This window comes from Gordonibacter sp. RACS_AR68 (assembly GCF_030418485.1).
GTDB classification, from domain to species: Bacteria; Actinomycetota; Coriobacteriia; order Coriobacteriales; family Eggerthellaceae; genus Gordonibacter; species Gordonibacter urolithinfaciens.
Genome location: NZ_JAIPUP010000001.1, coordinates 480,899 through 505,317, shown reverse-complemented (window position 1 = coordinate 505,317; position 24,419 = coordinate 480,899). Strand labels below are relative to the sequence as shown.

Annotated in this window: 18 protein-coding genes and 3 tRNA genes; 7 read left to right on the top strand and 14 right to left on the bottom strand. The window is 67.4% G+C overall.

Annotation, left to right across the window (positions count from 1 at the left end):
- Window positions 1-11 precede the first annotated feature (11 nt).
- Together K9U15_RS02135 and K9U15_RS02130 are read right to left on the bottom strand one after the other, a co-directional pair.
- On the bottom strand, window positions 12-908 hold the full coding sequence (locus K9U15_RS02135; RefSeq protein WP_301155535.1) for an acetamidase/formamidase family protein: 897 nt from the start codon (window positions 906-908) through the stop codon (window positions 12-14).
- A 149-nt stretch (window positions 909-1,057) separates the two neighbouring features.
- Window positions 1,058-3,301, bottom strand: a complete 2,244-nt coding sequence (locus tag K9U15_RS02130) for a serine/threonine-protein kinase (RefSeq protein WP_227153972.1) — start codon at window positions 3,299-3,301, stop codon at window positions 1,058-1,060.
- 660 nt (window positions 3,302-3,961) lie between these two features.
- On the opposite strand from K9U15_RS02130, the gene K9U15_RS02125 reads away from it, so the two are divergent.
- From K9U15_RS02125 to K9U15_RS02110, 4 genes are all read left to right on the top strand, one after another.
- Window positions 3,962-5,467, top strand: coding sequence for an AlkA N-terminal domain-containing protein (locus K9U15_RS02125; RefSeq protein ID WP_301154655.1), 1,506 nt, complete (start codon window positions 3,962-3,964; stop codon window positions 5,465-5,467).
- 12 nt (window positions 5,468-5,479) lie between these two features.
- Window positions 5,480-6,022, top strand: a complete 543-nt coding sequence (locus K9U15_RS02120; protein WP_096227481.1) for a methylated-DNA--[protein]-cysteine S-methyltransferase — start codon at window positions 5,480-5,482, stop codon at window positions 6,020-6,022.
- A gap of 24 nt (window positions 6,023-6,046) precedes the next feature.
- On the top strand, window positions 6,047-6,586 hold the full coding sequence (locus tag K9U15_RS02115; RefSeq protein ID WP_096228613.1) for a methylated-DNA--[protein]-cysteine S-methyltransferase: 540 nt from the start codon (window positions 6,047-6,049) through the stop codon (window positions 6,584-6,586).
- Window positions 6,587-6,757: 171 nt separating this feature from the next.
- Window positions 6,758-6,844 (top strand) — tRNA-Leu (locus tag K9U15_RS02110).
- 483 nt (window positions 6,845-7,327) lie between these two features.
- On the opposite strand, the gene K9U15_RS02105 is transcribed toward K9U15_RS02110, so the two are convergent.
- The 3 genes from K9U15_RS02105 to K9U15_RS02095 all read right to left on the bottom strand — a co-directional run bounded on the left by K9U15_RS02105 (window position 7,328) and on the right by K9U15_RS02095 (window position 11,198).
- On the bottom strand, window positions 7,328-8,413 hold the full coding sequence (locus tag K9U15_RS02105; protein ID WP_123649813.1) for a hypothetical protein: 1,086 nt from the start codon (window positions 8,411-8,413) through the stop codon (window positions 7,328-7,330).
- On the bottom strand, window positions 8,346-8,936 hold the full coding sequence (locus tag K9U15_RS02100; protein WP_301155534.1) for a sigma-70 family RNA polymerase sigma factor: 591 nt from the start codon (window positions 8,934-8,936) through the stop codon (window positions 8,346-8,348). The genes K9U15_RS02105 and K9U15_RS02100 overlap by 68 nt, the downstream gene beginning before the upstream one ends.
- Before the next feature lie 186 nt (window positions 8,937-9,122).
- On the bottom strand, window positions 9,123-11,198 hold the full coding sequence (locus K9U15_RS02095; protein WP_301155533.1) for a DUF2207 domain-containing protein: 2,076 nt from the start codon (window positions 11,196-11,198) through the stop codon (window positions 9,123-9,125).
- Window positions 11,199-11,262: 64 nt separating this feature from the next.
- Between K9U15_RS02095 and K9U15_RS02090 the strand changes: the two genes are divergently transcribed.
- Window positions 11,263-11,353: transfer RNA gene (locus tag K9U15_RS02090), tRNA-Ser, on the top strand.
- Between the two features lie 61 nt (window positions 11,354-11,414).
- On the opposite strand, the gene K9U15_RS02085 is transcribed toward K9U15_RS02090, so the two are convergent.
- From K9U15_RS02085 to K9U15_RS02065, 5 genes are all read right to left on the bottom strand, one after another.
- A complete protein-coding gene (locus K9U15_RS02085) occupies window positions 11,415-11,792 on the bottom strand; it encodes a guanylate cyclase (RefSeq protein ID WP_087191495.1) in 378 nt (125 codons plus the stop codon).
- Window positions 11,793-11,840: 48 nt separating this feature from the next.
- Window positions 11,841-13,907 (bottom strand): ATP-binding protein, encoded by a 2,067-nt coding sequence (locus tag K9U15_RS02080; RefSeq protein ID WP_301155532.1) that lies wholly within the window; start codon window positions 13,905-13,907, stop codon window positions 11,841-11,843.
- Window positions 13,908-14,073: 166 nt separating this feature from the next.
- Window positions 14,074-14,628, bottom strand: coding sequence for a LemA family protein (locus K9U15_RS02075; RefSeq protein ID WP_087191493.1), 555 nt, complete (start codon window positions 14,626-14,628; stop codon window positions 14,074-14,076).
- Between the two features lie 301 nt (window positions 14,629-14,929).
- Entirely contained in the window at window positions 14,930-16,105 is a 1,176-nt protein-coding gene (ispE, locus tag K9U15_RS02070; RefSeq protein WP_227153969.1) for a 4-(cytidine 5'-diphospho)-2-C-methyl-D-erythritol kinase, read from the bottom strand.
- Window positions 16,102-16,653: a nucleoside deaminase gene (locus K9U15_RS02065; RefSeq protein WP_264465350.1), complete on the bottom strand. Its 552-nt coding sequence runs from the start codon at window positions 16,651-16,653 to the stop codon at window positions 16,102-16,104. Before K9U15_RS02065 ends, ispE begins: the two co-directional genes overlap by 4 nt.
- 234 nt (window positions 16,654-16,887) lie before the next feature.
- On the opposite strand from K9U15_RS02065, the gene K9U15_RS02060 reads away from it, so the two are divergent.
- Window positions 16,888-16,975 (top strand) — tRNA-Ser (locus tag K9U15_RS02060).
- Between the two features lie 173 nt (window positions 16,976-17,148).
- Here K9U15_RS02060 and K9U15_RS02055 read toward each other — a convergent pair.
- From K9U15_RS02055 to K9U15_RS02040, 4 genes are all read right to left on the bottom strand, one after another.
- Window positions 17,149-18,528, bottom strand: coding sequence for an MATE family efflux transporter (locus K9U15_RS02055; protein ID WP_301155531.1), 1,380 nt, complete (start codon window positions 18,526-18,528; stop codon window positions 17,149-17,151).
- A 208-nt stretch (window positions 18,529-18,736) separates the two neighbouring features.
- Window positions 18,737-19,357 (bottom strand): 4Fe-4S dicluster domain-containing protein, encoded by a 621-nt coding sequence (locus K9U15_RS02050; RefSeq protein WP_096227486.1) that lies wholly within the window; start codon window positions 19,355-19,357, stop codon window positions 18,737-18,739.
- A gap of 10 nt (window positions 19,358-19,367) precedes the next feature.
- Complete coding sequence (locus K9U15_RS02045) at window positions 19,368-22,121, bottom strand: molybdopterin-dependent oxidoreductase (protein WP_301155530.1); 2,754 nt, start codon at window positions 22,119-22,121, stop codon at window positions 19,368-19,370.
- A complete protein-coding gene (locus K9U15_RS02040; RefSeq protein WP_301155529.1) occupies window positions 22,118-23,257 on the bottom strand; it encodes a hypothetical protein in 1,140 nt (379 codons plus the stop codon). Before K9U15_RS02040 ends, K9U15_RS02045 begins: the two co-directional genes overlap by 4 nt.
- 184 nt (window positions 23,258-23,441) lie before the next feature.
- Between K9U15_RS02040 and K9U15_RS02035 the strand changes: the two genes are divergently transcribed.
- Window positions 23,442-24,257 (top strand): molecular chaperone TorD family protein, encoded by an 816-nt coding sequence (locus tag K9U15_RS02035; protein WP_096227489.1) that lies wholly within the window; start codon window positions 23,442-23,444, stop codon window positions 24,255-24,257.
- Window positions 24,258-24,419: the final 162 nt, after the last annotated feature.

The window sequence follows — 24,419 nt, the reverse complement described above, 5'->3', positions numbered from 1 at the left end:
TTGTCTTTGCCCTACAGCGCGAAGCCGAGCGCGTCCAGCACGTACTTCGGCACCATGAAGCGCACGGTCTTCTCCGGGTCGACCATCTGGCACACCTGCACGTCTGCCACGAGCGACAGCAGCATGACGAGCTCGTCTTGGGCCACGCCGGTGCGGTCATGCAGCAGGTCCACCATCTCGTGCACGGCGCGGTCGGCTGCTGCGTCGAGCGTCTCGGCCGAGGCGATCACGCCGAAGTGCGTGTCGTTCTCGATAAGCGGGTCCGCGAGATACAGGTCCGGGAGTGCCGTGAGCGTGACCGTGGCCCAGCCGGCCACCTCCGCACCCGAGACGCTGATCTCGCCGTCGCCCATGGCCGCGTGCATGTCGCCGCAGCCGAAGAGCGCGCCTTCCACGGCCACCGGGAAGTAGAGCGTGGCCCCCGTGGTGATGGCGGTGTTGTCCATGTTGCCGCCGTGGCTGCCCGGCGTGCCGCAGTTCACGGGCTCGCCCTCCGGGGCAACGCCGATAACACCGATCATGGGGTTGAGCGGGATGGACAGCTTGTCGCTCCACCTGAGCTTGCCGTCCTCGATGGCGCACAGGCGCGTGCTCCACGCATCGAAGCGGTCGCCGCACACGCCCTCGTCCTTGCCGGTGCACGAGGCCGTCTGCGCGTCCAGCTCGATGTTGTCGATGCTCACCTTCAGTGCGCCGCCGGGGACGGCTCCCTCCACGTACACGGGGCCCGTGGCCGGGTTGATGGCGTCCCAGTCGATCTCGTCAAGCTGGTCCTCGGGCGCCTGCACCTGGTTGCCGAAGCAGTCCTGCGTGCGGATGCGTACCGTGTCGCCCGACGCCACCCGGAGCGCCGGTTCGAGGTCGCGCGCGAACGCGAACAGCACGCACTCGTCTCCTAGCTGATGCATGGGTTTCCCCTTTCTTCGTCTCGCTTGCTCGTATTCTTCTGACGCCATGGCCGCAACGCTCCTGCGCAATAGAGCGCTCTACCGTTGGCGCATCACACGATACTCCAGAAGGAACGCGAACGCACGCGCTATTTAGGAGGAAATGCCGGTCAGCCTTCGCTCGACGCGGCTTCTTCCCATTCCTCCTGCAGGTCGAGCGCAGGTGGCTCCAGGTGGCTGGCAACGACAAGGACGGCGACGGCCACGGCCGTGGACACGATGGCCGCAACCGAGGGCATCCAGGTGAGCTGGCCCGAGGCAAGCCAAGCTGCAGCGCAGATGCCGGCCACGAGCGCGGCGGCGACCAGCACGATGCCGAGCACCGCGAGGATGCGCGACAGACGGCACCGACACGCGGAGAGAACTGCGGCGGCGGCCAGCCAGCTGACGGCCACGCACCAGGTGGCGGGCTGCAAGAGCAGCGCGCCCAGGTTCGCCTGCACGTCGGTGCCGGCGAAGTCCCAACGGGCGAACGCGTCCCATCCCAGCAGGTTGCCGGAGCCGAACGATGCCAGCAGCGCGGCCACGAGCAGCGCGAACGCCGTCGTGCCGAGCGCGCGGGCTGGCGGCAGGAAGAACCCGGCCACCACGGGCGCCAGCTGGTTGCCGCCCACGGCGCCGGCCAGGGGCACGGCGAACGTGGCGTTCGCCGCCGCGTTGCCCAACCGCCCGGCGAAGTACCACCACACCGCCGTAGCCGCCAGCAGTACGCAGCCGGCAGCCGGCGCGCCCTGCGCGATGAGCGCCGCGGCCAGCGCGAAGTAGGCCAGCAATGCTCCCAGGTGCGGCTTGAGCGCGCCGGCCAGCGCAATGAGCGCGAACAGCCCCCAGAACAGCAGCAGGGCCGGCCCCGCCAGGCCGAAGATACCCTCCAGGCCGCCTATCTGCGGCAAGTTCGCCAGCGCCACGAATGCCACGGCCCCGCTGCCCGCCGCGCCCACGATGCGCGCCGCCACGGCCGCCTGCCGGCGCGTGATGCGCTCGCGCAGCGGCACACGCGGGGGACGGGGCGGGTGCGGCGCTCTTTCTTCCTCTTCCGCCTCGTCGTCGCCCTGCGCATCGCCTACGATGACGGCCAGCTCGCGATGACCCGTCCTCGGGTCGCCCAGGAACTTCTCCATCTCCTCGGCGAAGTCGGTCACGTTGTCGTAGCGCTGCTCGCGGTCGGGGTCGAGCGCGTAGAACACCACGTCGTCGACCGCCGGATCGAGCTCGTCCCAGCACAGCGAAGGCAGCACGAGCTCCGCATCCTCGATGGCGGACTCCGCGCGGGCCAGATCGGGCGCAAGGAACGGGTTCTCGCCGGCCAGCATCTCGTACGTGACGGAGGCGAGTGCCCACTCGTCGCAACGTGCGTCCAGGCTCACGCCGCGCATCTGCTCGAGCGGCATGTAGCCGATGGTACCGCCGCCCGCCGCGCCGAAGCCGCCGGCATCCGCGAGCGTGGCCAGGCCGAAGTCCGTCACCTTCACCTGTCCCTGGCGGTTGATCAATACGTTGTCCGGCTTGATGTCCAGGTGGAGCACCTGGTTCTCGTGGGCCACCTCCAGCGCGTGGGCGACGGAGCCGAACACGGCGGCCACCATGTCGAGCGTGAGGTAGTCGGCGTAGTCGTGCAGCAGTTCCGTGAGGGTGATGCCCTCGATGTACTCCATAATAAGGTAGGCCGTCTGGCCCTGCACCTCGAAGTCGTACACCGTGACGATGTTCGGGTCGGTGAGCATGGCGGCCGTGCGCGCCTCGTCCAAGCCGGGGATGTGGGAGAGCGAGCGCACCGGCGGCAGGTCGTCGTCCAGGTCGGCCGCGGGGTCGCGGTAGGCTGCGGCAGCCGGGGAACCATGGGGCGCGGCGGATGAGGGGCGCGCGGCTGCGGTCGCGGCAGCCTTGTCCCGCTTACGGAAGGGACTCTCGAAGTCGGGAGGCGGCGGAGGGGCGGCGGGGAGGTCCTCCCAAGGCGGGACGTCGTCGGGATTGCGTCCCGCAGCCACGCCGGATTGGGCCGCGCGCCGTTGCGCGACGGGCGGCTCCTCGCCCGGGAACACATCCTCGCCTTCCCAAGACGGGATATCGTCCCAGTCGACCTCGTCGAAGCGCGGCATCGCGCCGGCACCCGCCTGCTCGGGATAGCCGTGGGCTTCGACAGGCGCAGAGGCGGGGGCGGTCGTCTGCCGCCGCACCGCATCGGCACCCGGCAGCGCCGCACGTGCGGCATCCACCTCGTCGAGCTCGATGCACTTGATGGCCACCTTGCGCTGGATGCGCGTGTCCCACGCAACACGCACCGTGCCGAAGCCGCCCGAGCGCGACTCCCCGATGGGTCGGTACCGATCCAATATGAGCTGGTTGCGTGCCATGCGCCTTCTCTGCGGTCGTTGCGGGTTCGTTTCAGAAAGCGGCAGGCGAGCACCGCGCGCCTGCACCGACCATGATAGCGCAATTCGCCCCTCCACGGCACGCTCCCCACCCGGAAGCGTCGAATGAACGAGCGACGGCGCTCCTCGAAACCAGCAGTCATTCTTCTGGTCCAGCCGGACCTGCTGTCTGGCCGTAGTTACCGGCCTGCCGGCAAAAACGCCCGCTGCTGTCAAAAAAGCGCCGGTTTGGCAACCGCTGCCACTTCGAAGGTGGTGCAGTGTGTAACGCGACCTGGCCTTTTTCTAGTTCCTCGCAGAGAAGACCTTCCAAGGCTGACATCTAGATTGCCAATCCGGCGCTTTTTTGACAGCGGCGGGCGTTTTCGACGTCAGGCGACGGAACCGGGCGAACGGGCCGCGAACGCGAGATTTCAGGAAGCAGCGCCGGGCGCGCGAATGCGGCGTTGTTCCGCAGAGGTTTCAACTTGACGTCCGAAAACGGCTAGTTCCCTCCAGCCTTTCGCGCTAGACTCTTGTCAGAGAGGCGGTGCGGCGTGGCGGCTGGCGGCGCGGCGCTGCACGGTACGGCGACTTTAGAGGCGGCTTGGCAGCTGCACCGCCTCTCGCAGTGCGGGCTACTTGGAAGGAGGGCGGCGCCCCATGGCAGAAGAACAGGAGAGCACCCTGCGGCAGGACCTCAACCATCCCGAATCGCGCAAGCGGGCGCTGTATGCGGCGTTCGCGTCCAAAGACGCGCGATTCGACGGACAGGCGTTCGTGGGCGTGTCCTCCACGGGTGTGTACTGCCGCCCCGTCTGCCACGTGCACATGCCGAAGTACGAGAACTGCACGTTCTACGAGACGGCGGCCGAGGCGGAGGCTGCCGGATACCGGCCGTGCCTCGTGTGCCGCCCGGAGCTCGCGCCCGGCCACTCCATCGCCGACGCGTCCGCGAACCTCGCACGGCGTGCGGCCTCGCTGCTGCGCGAGGACTGCACGAGCGGCGAAAGCCTCGGGCGCATGGCGGAGCGGCTGGGCTACACCGACCGCCACCTGAGGCGCGCCTTCCAACGCGAGTTCGAGGTGACGCCGGTGCAGTACCTGCAAACCTGCCGTCTCCTTCTGGCGAAGAGCCTGCTCACCGACTCGGACCTCCCGGTAAGCCAGGTGGCCGCGGCCGCCGGGTTCAAGAGCGTGCGGCGCTTCAACGACCTGTTCAAGGAACGCTATCGACTCACCCCCACCGCCGTGCGCAAGAGCGCCCGACGGCGCACGCCGTCGGGCGACGGAGTGGCCTTCACGCTGAGCTACCGTCCGCCGTACCGCTTCGCCGAGCTGCTCGCGTTCTTCCGTGCCCGCCAGCTGGAAGGCGTGGAAGCGGTGGACGAGCACGCCTACGCGCGCGTCGTGCGCATGCAGCACGGCAACGAGGAGGTGCTCGGCTGGGTGCGCGTGACCGACAACGAGCGGCGGGGGGCGCTTGCCGTCACGATGAGCGCGTCGCTGTTGCCGGTGACGTCGCAGGTCATCGCCCGGGTGCGCCGCATGTTCGACGTCGATTGCGACCCGCAGGCCGTGCACGAGGGCATCGCCTCGCTGAATGATACGGTTCCGGGCGCGGCGGTCCTGGGAACGCGGGTGCCCGGCTGCTTCGACCCTTTCGAGACGTCCGTGCGGGCCATCCTCGGCCAGCAGGTGACGGTGGTGGCCGCCAACCGGCTGGCGGCGCGCATCGTAGAGCGCTACGGCAAGCCCGTGGACACCGGCATCCCAGGGCTCACGCACGCGTTCCCCACAGCGGCGGAGGTCGCCGCGCTCGAACCCATCGAGGACGCGCTCGGCGTGCTGGGCATTATCAGGACGCGCTCGCGTACCATCGCCGAGATCGCGCGGCTGCTTGAGACCGGCGAGCTGCGCTTCGATACCGGTGCCGTGGTGGCGGAGCAGATGGAACGCCTGCTAGCGGTGAAAGGCATCGGCCCCTGGTCGGCGAACTACCTGGCCATGAGGGTGCTCAACCATCCCGACGCCTTCATGGAGACCGATGCCGGCGTGAAACACGCTCTACCCCACCTGGAACCGAAGGAACGGCTGGCGCTGGCCGAGCAGTGGCGCCCGTGGCGCAGCTACGCGGTGCTGTGCCTGTGGAACTCGCTGGCCGCATAGGAAGGAAGGCACATGGTATATCGGACGAGCTACACCCATCCAGAATTCGGCGAGGTCGCGATAGCAAGCGACGGCCAGAGCATCGTGGGGCTGTGGATGGCCGGGCAGAAGCACTTCGGCGGCACGGTGGACGGCGAGATGGTGCCGGCCGATGACCTGCCCGTTTTCGCGCAGGCGAAAGACTGGCTTGAGCGCTACTTCGCCGGCAAGCGACCAGCGACAGCCGAGCTGCCGCTGGCGCCCAACGGCACCGCATTCCGCCAGCGCGTGTGGCGCAAGCTGGCAGAGATTCCCTACGGTTGCGTGCGCACCTACGGCGACCTGGCCCGGGAAATCGCACAGGAAAACGGCAAGGAGAAAATGTCCTCCCAGGCCGTGGGCGGGGCCGTCGGGCACAATCCCATTTCCATCATCATACCCTGCCACCGCGTGGTGGGCGCGAACGGCAGCCTGACCGGTTACGCCGGCGGCCTGACGCGCAAGATATGGCTGCTGGAGCACGAGGGAGTCAACATGGAGGCCTTTTTCGTTCCCAAGAAGGGCACGGCGCTCTAGCGCATGGAAGAGAGCGGGGACCTCATGCTTTACTCGACCGTGTACCCCCATGCCGAGCTGGGCGACCTCACCATCGCGAGCGACGGCGAGGCAATCGTCGGGCTATGGATCGAGGGTCAGAAGTACTTCGCCGGCAAGGTGGCGGGGAACCTGCAGCGCCGCGACGACCTTCCCGTGTTCGCGCAGGTGCGCGCCTGGCTCGACCGCTACTTCGACGGCGACCCCCTTCCCGTAGCGACGCTGCCCCTCAAGCCGGGCGGCACCCCGTTCCAGCAGCGCGTGTGGAAGCTGCTGGCCGACATCCCTTACGGCGAGCTGCGCACCTACGCCGAGCTCGCCGCGCAGATCGCATGCGATTGCGGTGGTAAGGCCTCGGCGCGCGCCGTTGGCACGGCGAACGGGCGCAACCCCATCTCCATTATCCTGCCCTGCCATCGCGTGATCGGCTCGGACGGCAGCCTGACCGGATACGCCGGCGGCATCGCCCGCAAGGCCTGGCTGCTGGAGCACGAGGGCGCCGACCTGACCGGCCTCTACGTGCCGAAGCGCGGCACCGCCCTGTAAGGAGCCTCCGCAGCACGTACCCGGAGAGCGCAGCGCGGGAGACGCGTGGAAGCTCTCTGCGATTGCTCGTTATAGGCCGTTTTTCTCCGCAGGAGCAAATTTCAGTCTTGCATAGGCGGATGAAGTCCTGTATCATCTGTTCTTGCTTTCGACCGAGGTCGGAGAGCAGATGCGGGTGTGGCGGAATTGGCAGACGCGTACGGTTCAGGTCCGTATGGGGGCAACCCCATGAAGGTTCAAGTCCTTTCACCCGCACCATTTGAACTTGGAAGAGCCCCGGAATCCGGGGCTCTTTTCGTTGTCGGCAAGTGTGGCTTCGTTGGTGCACAGCAATGTGCCGAGCCCTGCGTCGTTTGCGCGAGTGTGGTACAATCCGAATCGAACGGTGCCCCGCCGACTCGGGCAGCACTTGTTCCTTACTTAAGCCGGTTTACTCTTGCACAGGGGTTACCGGCTTTTTCACGCACAAGGCCGTTCGTCACTCCCTTCTGGCCAAACTCACGATTCCGATTGCCACCGTAAGAAGCGCGCATACCGCAATGATCGTTTGGGGATCCATAGGCTTCTCCGATCTTTCGAAGCCGCCCGGGCGACGAAGCACCGAACTTGCTCATTATAGCATGCTACACAGCAGCTACCCGCTCTTGGGCAGAGCACATTACCGCCGACATGCGAAGGCGCCTGAATGCAGAAGGGCCCCGGTCAACGACCAGGGCCCTTCTGATTGCGCGTTGGAGCTTGTTACGCCAGCTCGGTGATCTCGAAAAGGGGGGCGGTGAGGCGGGGGTCGTCGTCGGGGCGGCCTTGCTCGCGGTTGGCGGCCATGCGGTCGGCGAACACCTGCTCGAAGTTCTCGACGGGCATGATGCGGTACCGGCGCATGAGAGTGGTTCCGTCAGTGAACGTGGCGGTGGCCGAAAGCGTTGCCTGGCCGATCTTCTGTGCAGCCTCGCAGGATGCTTCGAAGAAGAGCTCGTCCATGGCGGCGTAGCGCGCATCCTCATCTTGGCCAAGCGCCTCGTACCCACCGTTGATGCTATCTGCCTGCTCCTTGTCGAGCTCGGTCAGCTCATTGTTCAGCGCCTCCTTTTCAGCGGGATCAGTTGCTGCATCCAGGCGTGCGAGCACGTCAGCGACGCGTGCGCTCCAATCGCGCTCTTCCGGCGTGCGCAGATCCACCTTGACCAGTCGGCACAGATCCTCGGGCTGCTGGTCGGCGTAGTCAAGGGTGAATTCCTGCGATGCCGTGTACGTCGACGGCACCAGCGTCCCGTCTTCCAGCGGCTTCATGTCTATCAGCTCGAACGCCACATCCTCGCCGTCGATGGCGTAGATCACGGACTCGATGCCCTCGCCCACGCAGGCGAGGTTCAACTGGTACGAGAGAGCGCTCGGCCGCGGCCCCCCTTCGCCGCCGAACGGCACAATGCCCTCGTCAGCCGTCGCAACGCTCACCGTCTGGCCGCCCTCGTCGGCATCCGCGTAGAGCGCCAAGCCGAACTGCTCGGCCAGCGAGGATGCGGGCGTCCCGGCACCCGCGCCTTCCGAGCCGCCCGGAACGCCGGGCAGCAGCGCGGGCACGGCGATCAGGGCGCCCGCCACAACCGCGGCAGCCAACGCACCGGTCAGCACCTTCGCCGCCCTAGGCACCGCTCGGCGCTTTCCCCCGGCGCGAGCTATGAACGCCTGCGGCCCGCACGTTGCCCCCTCGCGTCCGGCAGCCTTCTCCCCGCGCAGCTCGCCGAGGCGCGCCATCACGTCATCCTGCAGATGGGCAGGTGGCTCCGCTTGGTCCATCATCGCTTTGTACTGGTTCGCACTGGCCATAGTCGACACCTCCCAAAGATGTTCTTAGCTGTGCGCGCGCCCTTTGCAGGCGCGTGCGCACGGTGGACGGCTCGATGCCGAGCACCTCCGCGATCTCTTTTCCGGAATAGCCCTCTTGGTAATACAGATGGATGACGATGCGCATGCTCTCGGACAGCTCCCCCACCGCTTCCCACAGGGCGCGCACCTCGTCGGGCGAGAGCGGGCCCGCATCGGTCGGCTCGAAGGGCATGCTGTCGAGGGGCACCGCCGGACGGCGGCTGCGTAGGCGGGCCACGTCATGGCAGCGGTTGACGGCCACGCGCAGGAGCCAGGCTTTCAGGTGCTCCTGGCCGGAGAACTCTGTCGTGTTCTGGGCGAGCCGCAAGAACACGTCCTGGTAGACGTCCTCAGCATCTTCCTTGGAGCCCGTCTGCGCCAGGGCGAGCCGCCAGACCGAGCCGCCCCAGGCGGCCATGGCCTGCCGGATGAACGCATCCGACCTGAGGGGGCGCCCGCTGGCACGTTCTTTTTCTCTTCTCACGTATTCACCTCCTGCCCCTAACACGCTCGGGAGCAGGAGGGTGTCTCATGCGGTTTACGGAAACTGACGGAACGGTGAGCAGATCGGGCGCCGCAGCGCCGCACCGTCAGCAATAACGCCTCGATGCGCCGATGCGCAGATCCGACGATATGCCGCGCCGCCAGCCGCCCGCAATCGCGCCCCGCGCTACCGGGCGCCGCCTCCTCCGCCGAAGCCGCCGCCTCCGCCGCCGCTGAAACCGCCGCCGAAGCCGCCGCCGCTGGAGAAGTTGCCGCTCGCGCCCGAGATGGCGGCCTGCGCCGTGCTCACGGTGTTCGATACGGCCGTGTGCAGCAGGTCGCCCGCTGCCGGCATGACCGCGCCGCCGGCGCCGTGCGTGGGCGCGTACCAGAACCACCATGGCACGTAGCCGTATCCGTACGCCGTGCCCGCCGCGGGCTCGAACAGCTCGGGCACGTGCGTCTGCAGCTCGCTCATGACCTGCTTCGCAATGCCGAACACGTAGGCGTACACCATGAACTCGCCCCACACCTTCACGTCGGTGGGAGGGCGCTCGTCGAGCGACGAGAAGTCGCGCAGCCAGTTGCGCAGCGCCTTGCACTTCGCCACCAGGTTGTTCCCCTCCACGCTGCGCCGCGGCAGGTAGTTGCCTATCACGCCCAGCGCAATGGCCGTGGGCAGCATGAAGATGAGCGGGATGAAGTTGTCCGTGAGCAGCCCGACGCCCAAGCCGGCCACCCCCACCAGAATGGCGAGCGTAACGAGGTACCCCTGGTAGCGCTTGCCTTTGACCTCGAAGAAGTCCCAGCGGTTCGTCTCGGCCGACACGATGCCCTGCCAGGTCTTCATGGCATCCAGGAACTTCTCGGGGTGGTCCTTCCCATACTGCTGGATGGTGCCGAACCACAGCGAGTCGCCACCGGCGGCAATGGTGCCGAACAGGAGGTCGAGCGCCTGCCGGTCTATGGGGTTCTCCACCGCGTCGGCCACGGCGGGCACGCGCGTCAGATAGTAGTCCTCCACCGTCTCGGTACGGCCGAAGGACTTCTGGTCCTGATACGTGCCGCGGTCGATGCGGATGGCGCCGCTGTGCGACAGGTGCATGAGGGTGGCCGTGAAGTCGTCCTGGCTCTCGCGGTCCCAGCGCCACAGGCGGCCGATCACGGCCGGGTGCACGCGCGGATCGGGAACGTCGCGCCAGTACTCGTCGGTGAAGCTCGGGGCATGCTCCTTGCCGTAGCGGAAGTAGGACCACAGCGCCCAAGCAATGAGCAGCACGCACAGCACACCGCAGCCGATGACGAAGGCCAGCGACTGCATGCGGTTGTGGTTGGCCTGGTCGACCCAGTCCTCCTCCTCGGCCAGCACCTTGTCGAGACGCGCCTCGTCCGCATGGAGCTTCGCCGCATCGGGAGAGAGGTTCGTGAGCCACGCCACGGGGAACAGCACGCGCGCCTCGGCGTACTGGCCGGCGTTCACCTTCGGCACGGTGTACGTGACGCTGCCGTCCGAATTGATGGCCAACGACCCGTCGAGCGGGCCATGGCCCCATGCACGCACGTTCTCGCCGGGCTCCACCGCCACGCCCTGCGGCACCGGCAGCGCCAGCGTCATGGTGATGTCGGCCGACGACTCCTCCCACTGGTCGCCGACGTACTTCCAGTTCACCTCGGCCACGTCCTTGTAGGCCTGCACGCCGTTCACCACGGTGTAGTCCAGCTCGATAACCGCCTTCTCATCCGAGACATCGAAGAAGGCGTACACCGTGTTCTTCGGCGCGTCGACCGAGTACGCATCCGTTCCGGGGCCTCCCGCATCGCGCCAGTCCAGCACGAACGGCACGCCGGGCAGCGTCTCCCACTCGCCCACCACGTTGCCGTCCCCGTCCACGCGCGCCATGCGCACGGAGTTCACCTTCAGCTCCGCGTTCGAAGGCAATCCCTCGAACGTCCACCACACCGCCGTGAAGTCTCCGTTGAAGTCGAACGTGCGCTGCTCCACCGCATGCAGCGACCCATCCGTCTCGGCCTGCGCCGTTATGTCCACCTTCGTCATGTCGTAGGACTTCGCGAACGCCTCGCCCGGCGCGGCAGCCAGCAGCGCTGCGGCAGCCAAGACGAGCGCGGATGCCAGCAGTATGAGGCGCGCCGCAACGGGACGGCGCACGGCCCGAGCATCTGCAGCGGCATGGCTCGCACGGCGTGCAGGGGCGGCTATCGCAGCACGCGCCCCGGTATTATGAGGATCACTCGTGATTTGCACGGTCAATCTCCTTGCAAGTTCGAGATGGTCACGGTATCATAGCGAATCGCACCTATTATAGCGCGGAGAAGTGACCGAGAGGCCGAAGGTGCTCGCCTGCTAAGTGAGTATACCCCACAAGGGTATCCAGGGTTCGAATCCCTGCTTCTCCGCCATCGAGACATCCTTCGCACCCCTCTTGGGGTGCTTTCTTTTTTGCACCTTCGCCCGTCCTCCCTACCGCTTCCACGGCGGCGTGAACGGGCGCCGAGGATGATCGTCCGGGTGCGTCGTCCGCACGGGTTTCTGCTTCCAGCCGGGGTGATTGCGCACGAACACGGCGCGGCAGATGCGCGTTATGCCCAGGCCGATGAGCGCGGCCACGAGGAAGCTCGCGCCCAAGTCAAGGATGAGGGCATTGCCGTCAAGCAGCGCATACAGGCTTATGAGCAGGAACACGACCGAGAGAGCCCCCGTCAACCATGTGAACAGCCTGATGAGTATCTCCTTGCCGCGGTTCGGCGAGTAGCGCCATGCGGCAACAAGGTACACGATGCCCGCGACAACGGCCAACACGATGAGCAGCGGCACGATACGCGAAAGCCTTGCTACCATCGGTCCACTCCCTTCAATGCCGCTCCCGCCTACGTTCCTTCGCCACCATCATACCAAAGAGAAGGCGGGCTCCGCCGACTCGTTTGCCGCATGCTGCCCATCCGATTCGCTGCGGGCTGGCAGGCGCAGGTCCATCACGTCGCATACGTCGGCGAAGCCGAAAGGCTTCACCAGGTAGTCGTCCATGCCGGCATCGAACGCGCGGCGACGGTCCTCCACATACGCATTCGCCGTCATGGCCACGATAACGAGCTGCGGCCGCCCCTCGCGACGGCAGGCATCCCGCAGGGTGCGCGAAGCCTCCAAGCCGTCCATGTTCGGCATCTCCACATCCATGAACACGAGGTCGAACCAGCCGTCGGGGGCGCCCAACACCGTCTCGACCGCCTCTGCGCCATCATGCGCCCAGACTACCTCGGCATGCGTGCGTCCCACGATGTCGCAAGCTATCTCGGCGTTGATCTCATCGTCTTCTGCTACCAGCACGCGCACGCCCGAGAAATCCACGCGCCTCGGCAGCGTGGGCACCACGTCGTCGGCGGGCAGGGGCTTGGCAGCATCGGCTCTCTCCAGGCAGAGCGGGAGGTCGACCGTGAACGTCGTGCCATGATGACGCTCGCTTTTCACGGCGATGGCGCCGCCCATCTGATCGACGATGCTCTTCGTGATGGACATGCCCAGCCCGGTTCCCTCGATGCTGCGCGTCTCATCGGAGCGCTCTCGCTCGAAGGGCTCGAAGATACGCCCCACGAACTCGGGCGCCATGCCTATACCGTTGTCCTCGATCTCGAACCGGTACAGCGCGCAACCGCACGCTCCTTCTCCGCCGCAGGGCGTTTCGGGAAAGTCGGTGCCGCGGCTCTCGCCCAGCATCAGGGACTCGTCGGTACAGGGAGCCCGATCGGGCGACACGCAACCTGGGCGCTCCAGCCGCACGCGCAGGCGAACCTCGCCGCCCGGCTCGGTGTATTTCACGGCATTGCCGATAAGGTTCAGCAGCACCTGACGCAAGCGCAGGGAATCGCCGCGCACGTAGACGCCGGAAACGTCGTCCGCTTCCATGTGGAACACGAGCTGCTTCGTGCGCGCCTGCTGCTGGGCGATAACGTCGACCAGGGACACGAGCTCTTCCAAACTGAACGATTCGTCATTCAGCATGAACCGCCCGCTTTCGATCTTGCTCATCTCCAGAACATCGTTGATCAGGCTTATCAGGTGGTGCGATGAGAGCGTGATCTTCGACAAGCACTCCTCCACCCGGTCTTTCTCGCCCACATGGCGCTCGGCAATCTCCGTCAGCCCCACGATGGCCGAACACGGCGTGCGTATGTCGTGCGACACGCTGGCAAGGAACTGCGACTTCGCCTGGCTGGCGTGGCGGGCCGTTTCGAGCGCTGCCTCGAGGTTCTTCTGGAGCCGGTCGCGCTCGGCATTGCGGCGCCTTAACGTAACCAAGAAGACAGCGAGCACGGCCAACACGCCCGCCATGAGCACGGTAGCGTACAGCGCGGTTTCCGCACAGGCCTTGACGGCCAGCTCGAACAGGGCGTCGAACGATTGGTGCGAGCTCCCGATGATCTCGGAATTGCGTGCGAGCATTGCCCCGATCAGCGGGTCTACCTGCTCGCTTACCGTGCGCTGCACCTCGGCGTCGGTAGTGGCGGGATCGCGGCACGTGTCGATGAGCCGTCGCTGCTCGGCCTTCAGCGTTTCATAGTCAGCCGAAAGCGCGCCCGCCTTCTCGGGGGACGACCGGCATTGGCTGGCAATGGTGGCCAGCGGATCCGCTATCGCCCGATCGATGCTCGCATACTCGTCCTCGACGGCATCCACGGCCTCGGGCGTCCTCACGTACACGAGCCGGTCCGAAAGCGTGCGCAGCTGAACCAGGTTGGTTTCCACCTCGCCTGCCGCCACCGTCACCGGATAGGGATGCGCGTTTATCTCGTCGATTCGACTGGAGATGGCGCCCATGTTCACCATCGTCACCGTGTAGAACACAAGAAGAAGAACGACCAGGGCGCACGTCATTGCGAACGAGAGCATGCGGGTGTCGAGCACCCGCGCGAGTTGGTCGCGGTCGAGCATCCGATGGTAGCGGAAACCATGCGTCATACAATCACTTCCGACCTGTTGTCTCCGACAAGCGCCCGAATGGAGAAGGCCACCGGGCATATCCGTTCGCGCAACCGCGCCGCTCGGCGTGGCTGCGCGAACGGATCTTGGCTAGGCTAGAATGGAGCGCCCGCCTCGTTGGTTCGGGCGCGCGCGGTGATCGCTCTTAGAATTGAACCTTGGGGGCGACGTCCGCCCCGGCTGCGGCATCGAAGCTGTCGCGCTGCTTGAAGCCCATCATCCCCGCGAACAGCACCGCCGGGAACGTCTGGATGGCCGTGTTGAACTTCATGACCGTGTCGTTGTAGCTCTGGCGCATGTAGCTGATCTTGTCCTCGGTGTTGGACAGCTCGGCCTGGAGCTGCTGGAAGTTCGCGTTGGCCTTGAGGTCGGGGTAAGCCTCGGCCACGGCGAACAGGTTCTTCAGGGCGCCGGTAAGGATGCCGTCGGCCTGCATCTTGCCCTCCGGCGTGGGCGCGTTCATCACGGCGGTGCGCGCCTGCGTGACCTCCTCGAGCGTCCCGCGCTCGTGCGAGGCGTAGCCCTTGACCGTCTCCACGAGGTTCGGGATCAGGTCCAAGCGGCGCTGCAGCTGCACGTCGATCTGCGCCCAGGCGTTGTCCACCATGTTGCGCAGCTTCACCAGGTTGTTGTACAGGCCGATGATGGCAACGACCAGGACGACAACGATGACGAGGATGACAATCAGTGGGATGCTCATAAGCTCTCCTTTGCTATTACGTAACTGGGATTTTAACATCTTGGGTCACGTATGGGGAACATAGATTGAATCTGTAACCCAGGGCATCCTTCTTTAGTACGAGCCGTAGGCGGACAGCGGAGCGCTGCATCCCCCTTTCGGGCCATAGCGGGCGGCGGGAGCAGCAGCTTGTCGGGACGGGCCGCGGTAGGACGGCTCACGGTCATAGGCGGGACGGCGCCGGTGGGGCAGATTGCGGGCTGGTTGCAATCGGGACGGCGCCGTCGACCGGAGCGGGAGGCGCGGCTTCGGGCGGGTGCGCTCAGCGGGAGGGGACGGCGGCGGCGCGTACCCGGCCGAACGTCGTGGCATGGGCCCACCAGCCGCGCAGACGGGCCTGGGCGGCGGCGCGACCGGCGGCCTCGAACGTGTCGCAGAGCGCGAACACGGCCGACCCGCTGCCCGACATGAGGGCCTGCTGCACGTCCGGGCACGCCTCGGCCCACGCGCGCACGTCGGCCAGCGCGGGCAGCAGCGACTCGGAGGCGGCCGCCAGGTTGTTGCGCAGGGGCACGTCCTGGGCGCGTGCGGCGGCAAGCGCCGCGTCGCGGTCGGATGCGGCCACGGGCACCGGGCACTCGTCGAACGCCCGGTACGCGGCAGCCGTCGACACGCCGCCCGCAGGCCTCACCAGCACCACGGGAGAGCCCATGGGCGCAAGCTCGCGCACGAACGCATCGCCCGCGCCATCCAGAACGGCGCATCCGCCGTGCAGGAAGAACGGCACGTCGGCGCCCAGGGTGCGCGCGACCTCCTCGATGCGCGGGTCGTCGGCGGCCAGCCCCCACAGCTGTGCCGCGCCCACGAGCGCCGCGGCGGCATCGGACGAGCCGCCGCCCAGCCCCGCCTCGGCGGGGATGCGCTTCTCCAGCAGCACGGACACCTGCTCGCACTCGCTGCGGCCGATTGCCTCGGCGAGCCGGCGGATCGCCCTGCTCACGATGTTGTCCTCGGGCGGCACATCGAGCGGGGGCAGGCCCTCGGCCACGCGGCAGTCGAGGGCGATGGAGAGGCCGGCGGGGCCTTCGGGTTGCGCGGGCGCCAGCCGCATGCGCAGCACGTCGTGCATGGTGAGCGCGTGCATGACGCTCAGGGCCTCGTGGTAGCCGTCGGGGCGCCGCTGCCCTATGCCCAGGAACAGGTTCACCTTGGCAGGCGCGATGACCTTGACGGCTCCCGGGCCACCGAACGCCGCCTCGTCGACCTTCTGCGCGGCACGCGCCGCCGCCAGCATGTCCACCGCATGCGGGTCGCTCGCGGGCGTGCCGGCTGCAGGCTGCGGGTTCGCAGCTGCCGACCGCGCCGAAGCCGGGCAGGCGGGAGCTTGCGAGCCTGCGGCGGCCGCCTGCCGTCCCGGGTCGGAGCAGGCAGACGCCGCCCTCTCGGGAGCGTCGGACACATGGGTGCCGGGGAGGTTCTCTTCGTTCTGGTTCGTCATCGGGGCTCCGTTCGTTTCCTTCTCTTGCGCGCGAAGAACGCACGCAGCATCTCCGCGCACTCGTCGCCCAGCACACCGGGCGCCGCGGTGAAGTTGTGGTTGAGCCGCTCGTCCTCGTTGATGCGGTACAGCGTTCCCAGCGCGCCGGCCTTCGGATCGGGCGCACCGTACACGCAGCGGTCGATGCGCGCCTGGTGCATGAGGCCCGCGCACATGATGCACGGCTCCAGCGTCACGTACACCGTGCAGCCGGCAAGCCGCCACGCGCCGAGGGCGGCCGACGCCTGCCGCATGGCCAGGAACTCGGCGTGCCCCGCCGGATCCCGCGTCGTCTCGCGCAAGTTGCACGCTCGCGCGATCACCCGCGGTTCGGCCAGGGGGCGGCGGGTCGCAGGGTCGATGGGCTCGTACACCACCACGGCACCGATGGGCACCTCGCCCAGCCCTTCGGCGCGACGCGCCTCGTCGATCGCCAGGCGCATATAGTCCTCGTCGGAAAGGCGCGGCCGCCAATGAGCGGAAACGCGGGCAGCCTCCTGCGCCGTCAGGCCGCTCGGCACCGCCGTCTCCTCCGGCCTGCACGTTCGGGACGCAGAGGCCGCAGGTTCGCAAGGGGGAGCGTCGGCTCTGTTGTCTTCGTCGTTCATACGGATTATTATATGGTATCCTTTGCTTGCTTTTCGGAACCTCTTTTCGAAAAGCGCATGCGGCGAACAAATGTTTCACGTGAAACATTGCCGTGCGGAGCGCCCCTCGCGGACAGCGCCCGCATCCCCCATCGCGGAGGAATGGCCGAGTGGTTGAAGGCGGCAGTCTTGAAAACTGTTGACGTTCACGCGTCCGTGGGTTCGAATCCTACTTCCTCCGCCAGAGCGCAACGCGCCCGGAAGCCAGCGGCTCCGGGCGCTTTTTTCTGCGGCAGCCGACCGGTTACTGCGTCGTCCGAGCAGGTATTGCGGCGCCCGGCCGGCCGGGCGGGTGCTGCGGCAGCCCGCCGGTTACTGCGGCGGCCGGCCGGGCGCGGGCCGGCGCGCACGTCGCCGTCACGCCCTGCGCAGCGCAGGATCGCGCAGCAAAAACACCGCGACCAGGGCGGTCGAGGCCACGTCGGAGGCCAGCATGCCCCAGAACACCGACTCGAGCGGGGTGGCGCCCGTCAGCTGCGGCAGCACCAGGGGCGCTGCAACGATGAAGGGCAGCAGGAACACCACCTGCTGGCAGAACGTGAGCAGGATGGCCTTGTTCGCACCGCCGATGGCCTGGAAGTAGTTGGTGCCCGTGATGCGCACCATGAGGATGGGCATGGCCAGCAGCGACACCCGCAGCGCCCACGCCGCGAACGCTGCGGTTTCCCCGTGGAAGCCGAACAGCCCCATGAGCAGCGCCGGGTCTGTTTCCACCAGCAGCCATACCGCCGTCAGGCAAGCCGCGCCTGATGCAAGGGCCACCCTCACGATGGCGCGCACGCGCACGCGGTTCCCCGCGCCGTAGTTGAAGCCGACCAGCGGGCGCGCCGCCACCGCAATGCCGATGGCGGGCACCAGCGCGAACTGCAGCACGCGGTTGATGGCCCCGGACACGGCGAGCGCGTCGTCCCCGCCGATAGCCGTCGCGGCTCCATAGCCCACGATCAGCGCGTTCATCACCAGGTTGAGCGCGGCATCCGATCCGCGCACGATGAACGACGGCATGCCCAGCAGCGCGATGCGCCCCATGAGCGGGGCGTCGGGCCGCAGGTCGCGCACGCGCAGGCGAAACGGCATGTCGCGCTTGAACAGGAGCGCCAGCGTAACCACCAGGGACACCCCCTGTCCCAGGATCGTCGCCCATGCCGCGCCCGCTATGCCCCAGCCCCAGGCCACGACGAACGCATAGTCCAAGCCGATGTTCGCCAGCGCACCCGCCACCTGCACCAGCAGCGTGCGGTTCGGGAAGCCCGCGGCGCGCAGGAACGTGTCGATGCCCAGCGAGAAGCCCAGCGCGAACGTGCCGAACACGGTGACGACCAGGTACGTCTTCGCCTGCCCGAGTACCGCCCCCGACGCTCCCGCCAGCCCCAGCAGCGGATCGGCCCACCACAGCACGGTCGCCCCCAGCACGACGGTCAGGATGAGGAGCATTACCAAAGCGTTCCCCAGCACAGAAGCCGCCCCCTGCCGCTCGCCGGCGCCCAGGCGCAGGGCGACCACGGCGGTGCCCCCGTCGCCGATGAGCATGACCAGGGCGTTCAGCAGCGTGACGAACGGCATGGCGATGGCGGTCGCGGCCACGCCCGCCGAGCCCAGCGCCTGGCCCACGAACATACCGTCCACGAGGATGTAGAAGCGCGATACCAGAAGCCCCGCAACCACGGGGACGGCGAACCGCGCCAGCAGCCGCCCGACGGGATCGGAGCCCATGCGCACGGCGGCGCGGGACGCCATGCGCCCCGAAGCGCTTTCCCTCCTGCCGGGCCGACCCATCGCTCCCCCGTCTGCCGCTCTCCCCGCTCAATAGTGACATGTCAATTCCACGTCCTATGATACCGGCTTTCCCCGCATATGCAAGGCCGGGCGCCGCACGGTGTGCAGCGCCCGGCCATCGCGGAGGGGGCGGGAAGACGGATCGGGGAGGTTCGAGCCCTCGGGCTCGCTATGCTCCCGAACGCGCGACGTAGTACACGTTCGGCTTCGTACCGTACTCCTCGCCGAGCACCCGCACCTGCTCGGCGGCCAGCAACCTGGCCACCTCGCTTTCGGGGTCGTCCAGGTCGCCGAACACGCGCGCATCGCCGGGGCAGGCGCGCACGCACGAGGGCCCGATGCCGTCGGTGTAGCCCTTGCTGCGGCAGAAGTCGCACTTGTACACCTTGCCAACCTCGAAGCCTCCGTACATGACCCGCTCCTGCTCGGTCAGGCCGCTTCCGGGAAAGTACCCCTCTATGCGCTCGCTCAGGAACGTGCGCACCTCGTAAGGGCAGGCGGCGATACAGTACTTGCATCCGATGCACTTCCCGTGGTCGACGCGCACCACGCCGGCCTCGTCGCGGTACGACGCGCCCGTCGGGCACACCGACACGCAGGCGGCCTCCTCGCAATGCCCGCACAGCATGGGCGTGTAGCGCGCAGTGGCGTTCGGGTACGCGCCCTCCTCGCGCAGCGACACATGCGAGTAGAACATGCCGGGAGGCGTGCCGTTGGACTGCTTGCACGCGACCGTGCACGCGTTGCATCCCACGCAGCGCCGCAGGTCGATGACCATTCCGTATCTCATAAAGTCCCCCTTACGCCTTGTAGACTTTGACGGCAACCGAGTTGTTCAAGTTGCCCATCATGAAGCCGATGTCCCGCTCGTCGTCGTTGAGCAGCGTGTTGTAGTGCGGCCCCTCGTGCGCGAAGTCGACGAGCCCCGCGCCCTTCGCGCCCCACTTGCCCGAGATGGCGAGCGTGGAGGGATGGATCATCTCGGAAAGGTGCAGCACGCCCGTGGTCTTGCCGCCGTACATGGACTCGACCACCACCTGGTCGCCTTCGGCCAATCCCAGCTCGTCGGCGCGCGACGGCGCCACGAGCACCTTCTTCAGATGAGGGTCGAAGCGCTGCTCGATGTCGTGCAGCCAGTGGTTGTACGACAAGCCCGTGGAGTCGTTCACCTGGAAGTGCGTCTTGAACTGGAGCACCTTGAGCGGAAACTCCTCGGTGGGGTGCATGCCCTCGAACTCGAAGAACACCGGTGCGCCCGAGTACTGGCGCAGCACCTCGTCCAGGTCGGCGTGCGGGAATTCGATGCCGTTCTCCTCGATGAGCGCGCGCAGCATCTGGGCGCTGCGGGCGTTGTAGCGGAAGTACAGCGGCACGCGGTACGCGTTCTCGGGATGCCAGTGCCAGATATAGCCCGACTCCACGTCGGGCTGCGTGTACCCGACTACCGCGCACTCCTTCACCGCGTCCCAGCCCTGCTCGCCGAACTGCGTCTTCAGCTTGCGCTCGCACACGTCGGCGTATGTGTAGGGCTCCTTTGGGCTGAGCGCGTACTCGTCGGCGATGCCGCCGGGCTTGCCGGGCAGGAACTTCCCCTGGAAGCCCTTGTTGGCGATGCCGGTCATCTTCGGCAGGATGCCCAGGCGGGACGCCCATTCGATCAGCAGGTCCTCCTGCTGGCGCGTGTCGAACACCGGCTCCACCACCGGCTTGCGCGCCTCCAGCACGCGCAGGCTCTTCACGTAGTCCGACGCGCTCTTGTTGGATATCCAGCTTGCATTCCACAGCGCGTAGCGCTCGAGCGCGTGGTGCTCGGGCAGCACCACGTCGGCGAACTGGGTCATCTCGTCCATCCACAGCGAGATGGTGAACGTGAAGGGGATCTGCTTGAGCACCTCCACCACCGCCTCGGGGTTGGAGTTCGAGCGCAGCGGGTTGCCGCCGCCCAGCACCATGTACACCTCGGGCTTGTAGTCCAGGTAGTAGCTCTCCGGGTCGAGCGCGGCGCGCCACACCAGCTGCATCACGTGCAGCTCGTGGGGGTAGAAGCACTCCAGCTTGTAGCTTTTGGGCGGGAACGACAGCTTTTCCTGGCCCACCGCCTGGTTCCTGAAGTTGTCGGAGGCCGGGGGGAGCAGCATGCCGTCGTCGTCGGTGTCCATCACGTGCAGGTCGCCATGTTCGAGGCCCAGGATGCCGCCGGGCACATCGATGCAGCCCAACAGCTCGTTCACCACCTCAATGGCCTTGAACAGCTCGACGTTCAGCGGATTCGAGTTCGAGCCGCGACCGGGCGCCAGCACGCCCGCAGGACGGAACGGGAACGTCTCGCCGTCCAGCTCGATGGTGGAGCCGATGAGCGCGTGGTCCACCAGCTCGTTGGCGATGCGGCGGATGGTGTCGGCGGGCACCGACGTGATCTCCTCCGCCCATTCGGGCGTCATGTCCGCCGTGTAGTCCTTGATGAGCTGCAGACAGGTCTTCACGTTCTTGCCGCCCACCGCGTACTCTCCGAACAGGGCGTACGTCTCACCCGACGACGTGTCGAACGGAACCGCCGCGGCTGCCCCCTCGTCCCACACGAGCGGCTTTCCCGTGGCCTCGTCGCGCGCATAGTCCTGGAAGCACACCTTCGTGCCCTTGAGCTCCTCGGGCACGTCCTCTATGAGGTACGGCGCGTTCGTGCGCACCTTGAGGAAGTGCTCGTCGACGTCTTGGCGCTCGTACAGCATCACGTTCACCAGCGCCCAGCACATGGCCACGTCGGTGCCGGGCACGATGGGCACCCATTCGCCGGTTTGCGCCGCGTTGGTCTTGCGCGGGTTCACGCAGACGATCTTCATGCCGCGCGCGACCGAATCGACGTACTCCTTGGTGTTGCGGTGCGCGAGCCCCCACTCGTCACCCACGGAGCGGCCCATGATAACCAGGTAGTTGCAGCGCTCGGTGTCGGCGCGGTCGACCTTCGTACCCTTGGTGCACATGGGGCCGAAGTGGTCGGCGCACAGCGGGCCGGAGGTGGTCAGGCCGTTCGGCGTGCCGAAGGCGCTCTCGAATATCAGGCGCTTGAACGAGTCCTCGTTGCCGAAGCCCGTCTGGGTGAACAGCGTGCGCGGGTCCTTCTCCAGGCAGGCTTTCAGCTTCTCGGTGGTGATCTGCAGGACCTCGTCCCAGCTGATCTCCACCCAGCCGGGGTCGACGTCGAGGCCCTTCTCCGGGTTCGTTCGCTTGAGCGGCTTCTTCACGCGGTACGGGTGGTACAGCCCGCCCAGAACCGACAGGCCGCGCGGGCAGAGCCTGCCCTGGTTCGTAGGCGAATTCGGGTCGCCCTTGATCTCCACGGCCACGCCGTCGACCACTTTCACCTGCGTGCCGCAGATGGGGTTGTGGCAGGCCGGGCACGTGGCCGGCTTCCACTCCTCGACGGGGGCGGCGTGCGCCTGCTCGGGCGCGAGCGGCGAGAACCAGGGGCTGGCACCGGCAGCCTCGGCGCCCAGCATGGCGGCGGCCCCCGCCGCTGCGGCGCCCTTGAAAAACGTGCGGCGTGTGAGCGTCATGACGCCTGCACCTCCTTTGCGTTGGCGGCCGCAGCCGGATTGGCGGCGGCGGTGGAACGGGCGGCGAGAATGCGCAGGGCCGCCGCGTACACGAGGGTCCCCACGCCCACGGCGCCCGCGAACACGACAAGTTCCATCGCGTCGAACGGCGCCGCACCGGCGGCCTCGAGCTCGGCGAGGGGCACGACGGACTGGGTCGCCTGGAAGATGGCCAGCTTGAACAGCGGCACGGCGGCGACGGCGCATGCCGCGGCCACCCGTGCGACGAGGGCCGAGGCGGCCGGCAGCGCCAGCAGTACGACGGCGGCGAGACCCATGACGGCCGCAGCCCAGAACAAGGGCGAAGCGGCGATGGCGGCGAACTGGGCTCCCAGCACGGTGCCATCGCCCTGGTTCAGCACCACGTCGAACACGAGCGACGCCGTCATGACCAGCGCGGCTCCCGCCAGCAGCGCGCGCCATCCGCGGCGCGCGGGGCCGCACAGCACGACGATGGCTATGCCGAGCGCCGCCGCCTGGATGAGCGCCGGGCCCGCGCCCAGCAGCACGCCCCACGCGTCGCGGCCGCTGCACGTGGTGAGCAGCCATGCCTCCACCGCCAGCAGCGCAAGCCCCGCGACGACGCCCGCGAGGGCGAACGTCCTTCCCGCCGCCTCGCCCTTCCCGGCGAACAGCGCGGCCGCAACGGCGAATGCGATGCACAGCGGCAGCACGATGGCGTCGAAGAACACCGGCGAGGCCGGGTTGGCCGAAGCGTACGTCAGCAGGATGGCCGCCGGGTTGCCCAGGTCGACCACGATGAGCACCGATGCCACCACGAACAGGGCGCATGCGACGGCGTAGAGCACGCCCATGTCGCGCGCGCCAATGGCGCCCGCCCACCGGGCGATGCCCGTAACCATCAGCAGCCCCGCGCCGGCCGAGGCCGCAGCGTAGAACAGCGCGATGTAGAACCCCCAGGGGTAGTGCGAGCCTCCCGCCATGCTCTGGTTCGCCATCTGCACGGCGAACGCCGCCGCGCCGACCACGGCCAGCACGATGCCGGTAACCCACACGGCCCTCGGCGGCGGCGCGATCGCAGCCCCCGGCTCTCCCGTCGCCGCCTGTGCGGCCGACTTCGACAGATCGCTTTCCATGAATCCCTCCTTCTTCTTGGTCGTCTGGAAGCGCAGACCGGGCTTCCTTCCCATTACCCGGTATGCTTATTGACATGTCTATTGACTTGTCATTTGTGAATCCTAGCAACCGGCTGTTGACATGTCAAGACAATGACCGTATATTCTTCACCAGCGAAGGACGAGCGAAGCGAGGGGATGCAGGATGGAAGACGCCCGGAAAGCGGCAGCCTGGTACGGCTACGGCGCGCACGTGCTGCTGGACCCGATAGAGGTACCGGGAACAGCCTACGTCGTCGATCTGGCGAAACGCACGCGGATGCTGCTGGAGTCGACCGAGGCCGAGGAAGCTGGAGCGGCGGGCGCGACAGGCGCGACGGGCGCTGCCGATACGGCGGGGGCGGTGGGCGCGGTAGGCGTCACGGCTGCAGCAGAAGCGACAGGAACGGCATGCGCGGCCGGGGCGGCGGACACGACCGGGGCGGCGGATGCAGCCGGGGAGGCGGATGCTGCCGGGCGTAGCGGGCTTGCCGCTTGGTGCAAGCGCGTGGAGGATCTGGTAGCGCGCGGGGTGGAAGGCGCCGATGCGCTCGCCGAGGAGCAGCGGGCCGTCGCCGCAGACCGCACGCGGCTCTGCCGCGGCGTCAGCCAGGACGGCCCGCTGCCCCCCTACGAGGCGTACTATCGCGAAGGTGCCGTCGAGGGCGATGTGTCTGCCAGCTACCGGCGTGCCGGCGTCCGATTCGACGGCACGGCCGAGCGCGACGACTATCTGGGAGTCGAACTGGCCTTCCTCGACTGCCTGGTCCGCGCCGAGGAGGCCGCATACGCACGGGGCGACGGTCCCGCAGCCGCCGCATACGCGCAGCAGAGGCAATCCTTCGAGCAGGAGCACCTCCCCTGGGTCGCCGCCTTCTGCACCGCCGCGCTTCCCCACGCGCGCACGGCGTACGGCAGGGCCGCGCTCGAAGCGCTCGCCGCCCGCTCTGCGCGCGGCAACCAACCCGAATGTTTCACGTGAAACATTCGTTCTGATTCTCCCTTTGACGCGCAGCGCGCCTCCCGTTGATAAAAAACTACCGAATTCGGAAGATCAGGACCGCTTTACGGCCGAATCTGAGGGTGCTTCCCTGCAAAATGCCTGGTGAATAAAAATATTCATATAGTCAGACCGTGCGATCTT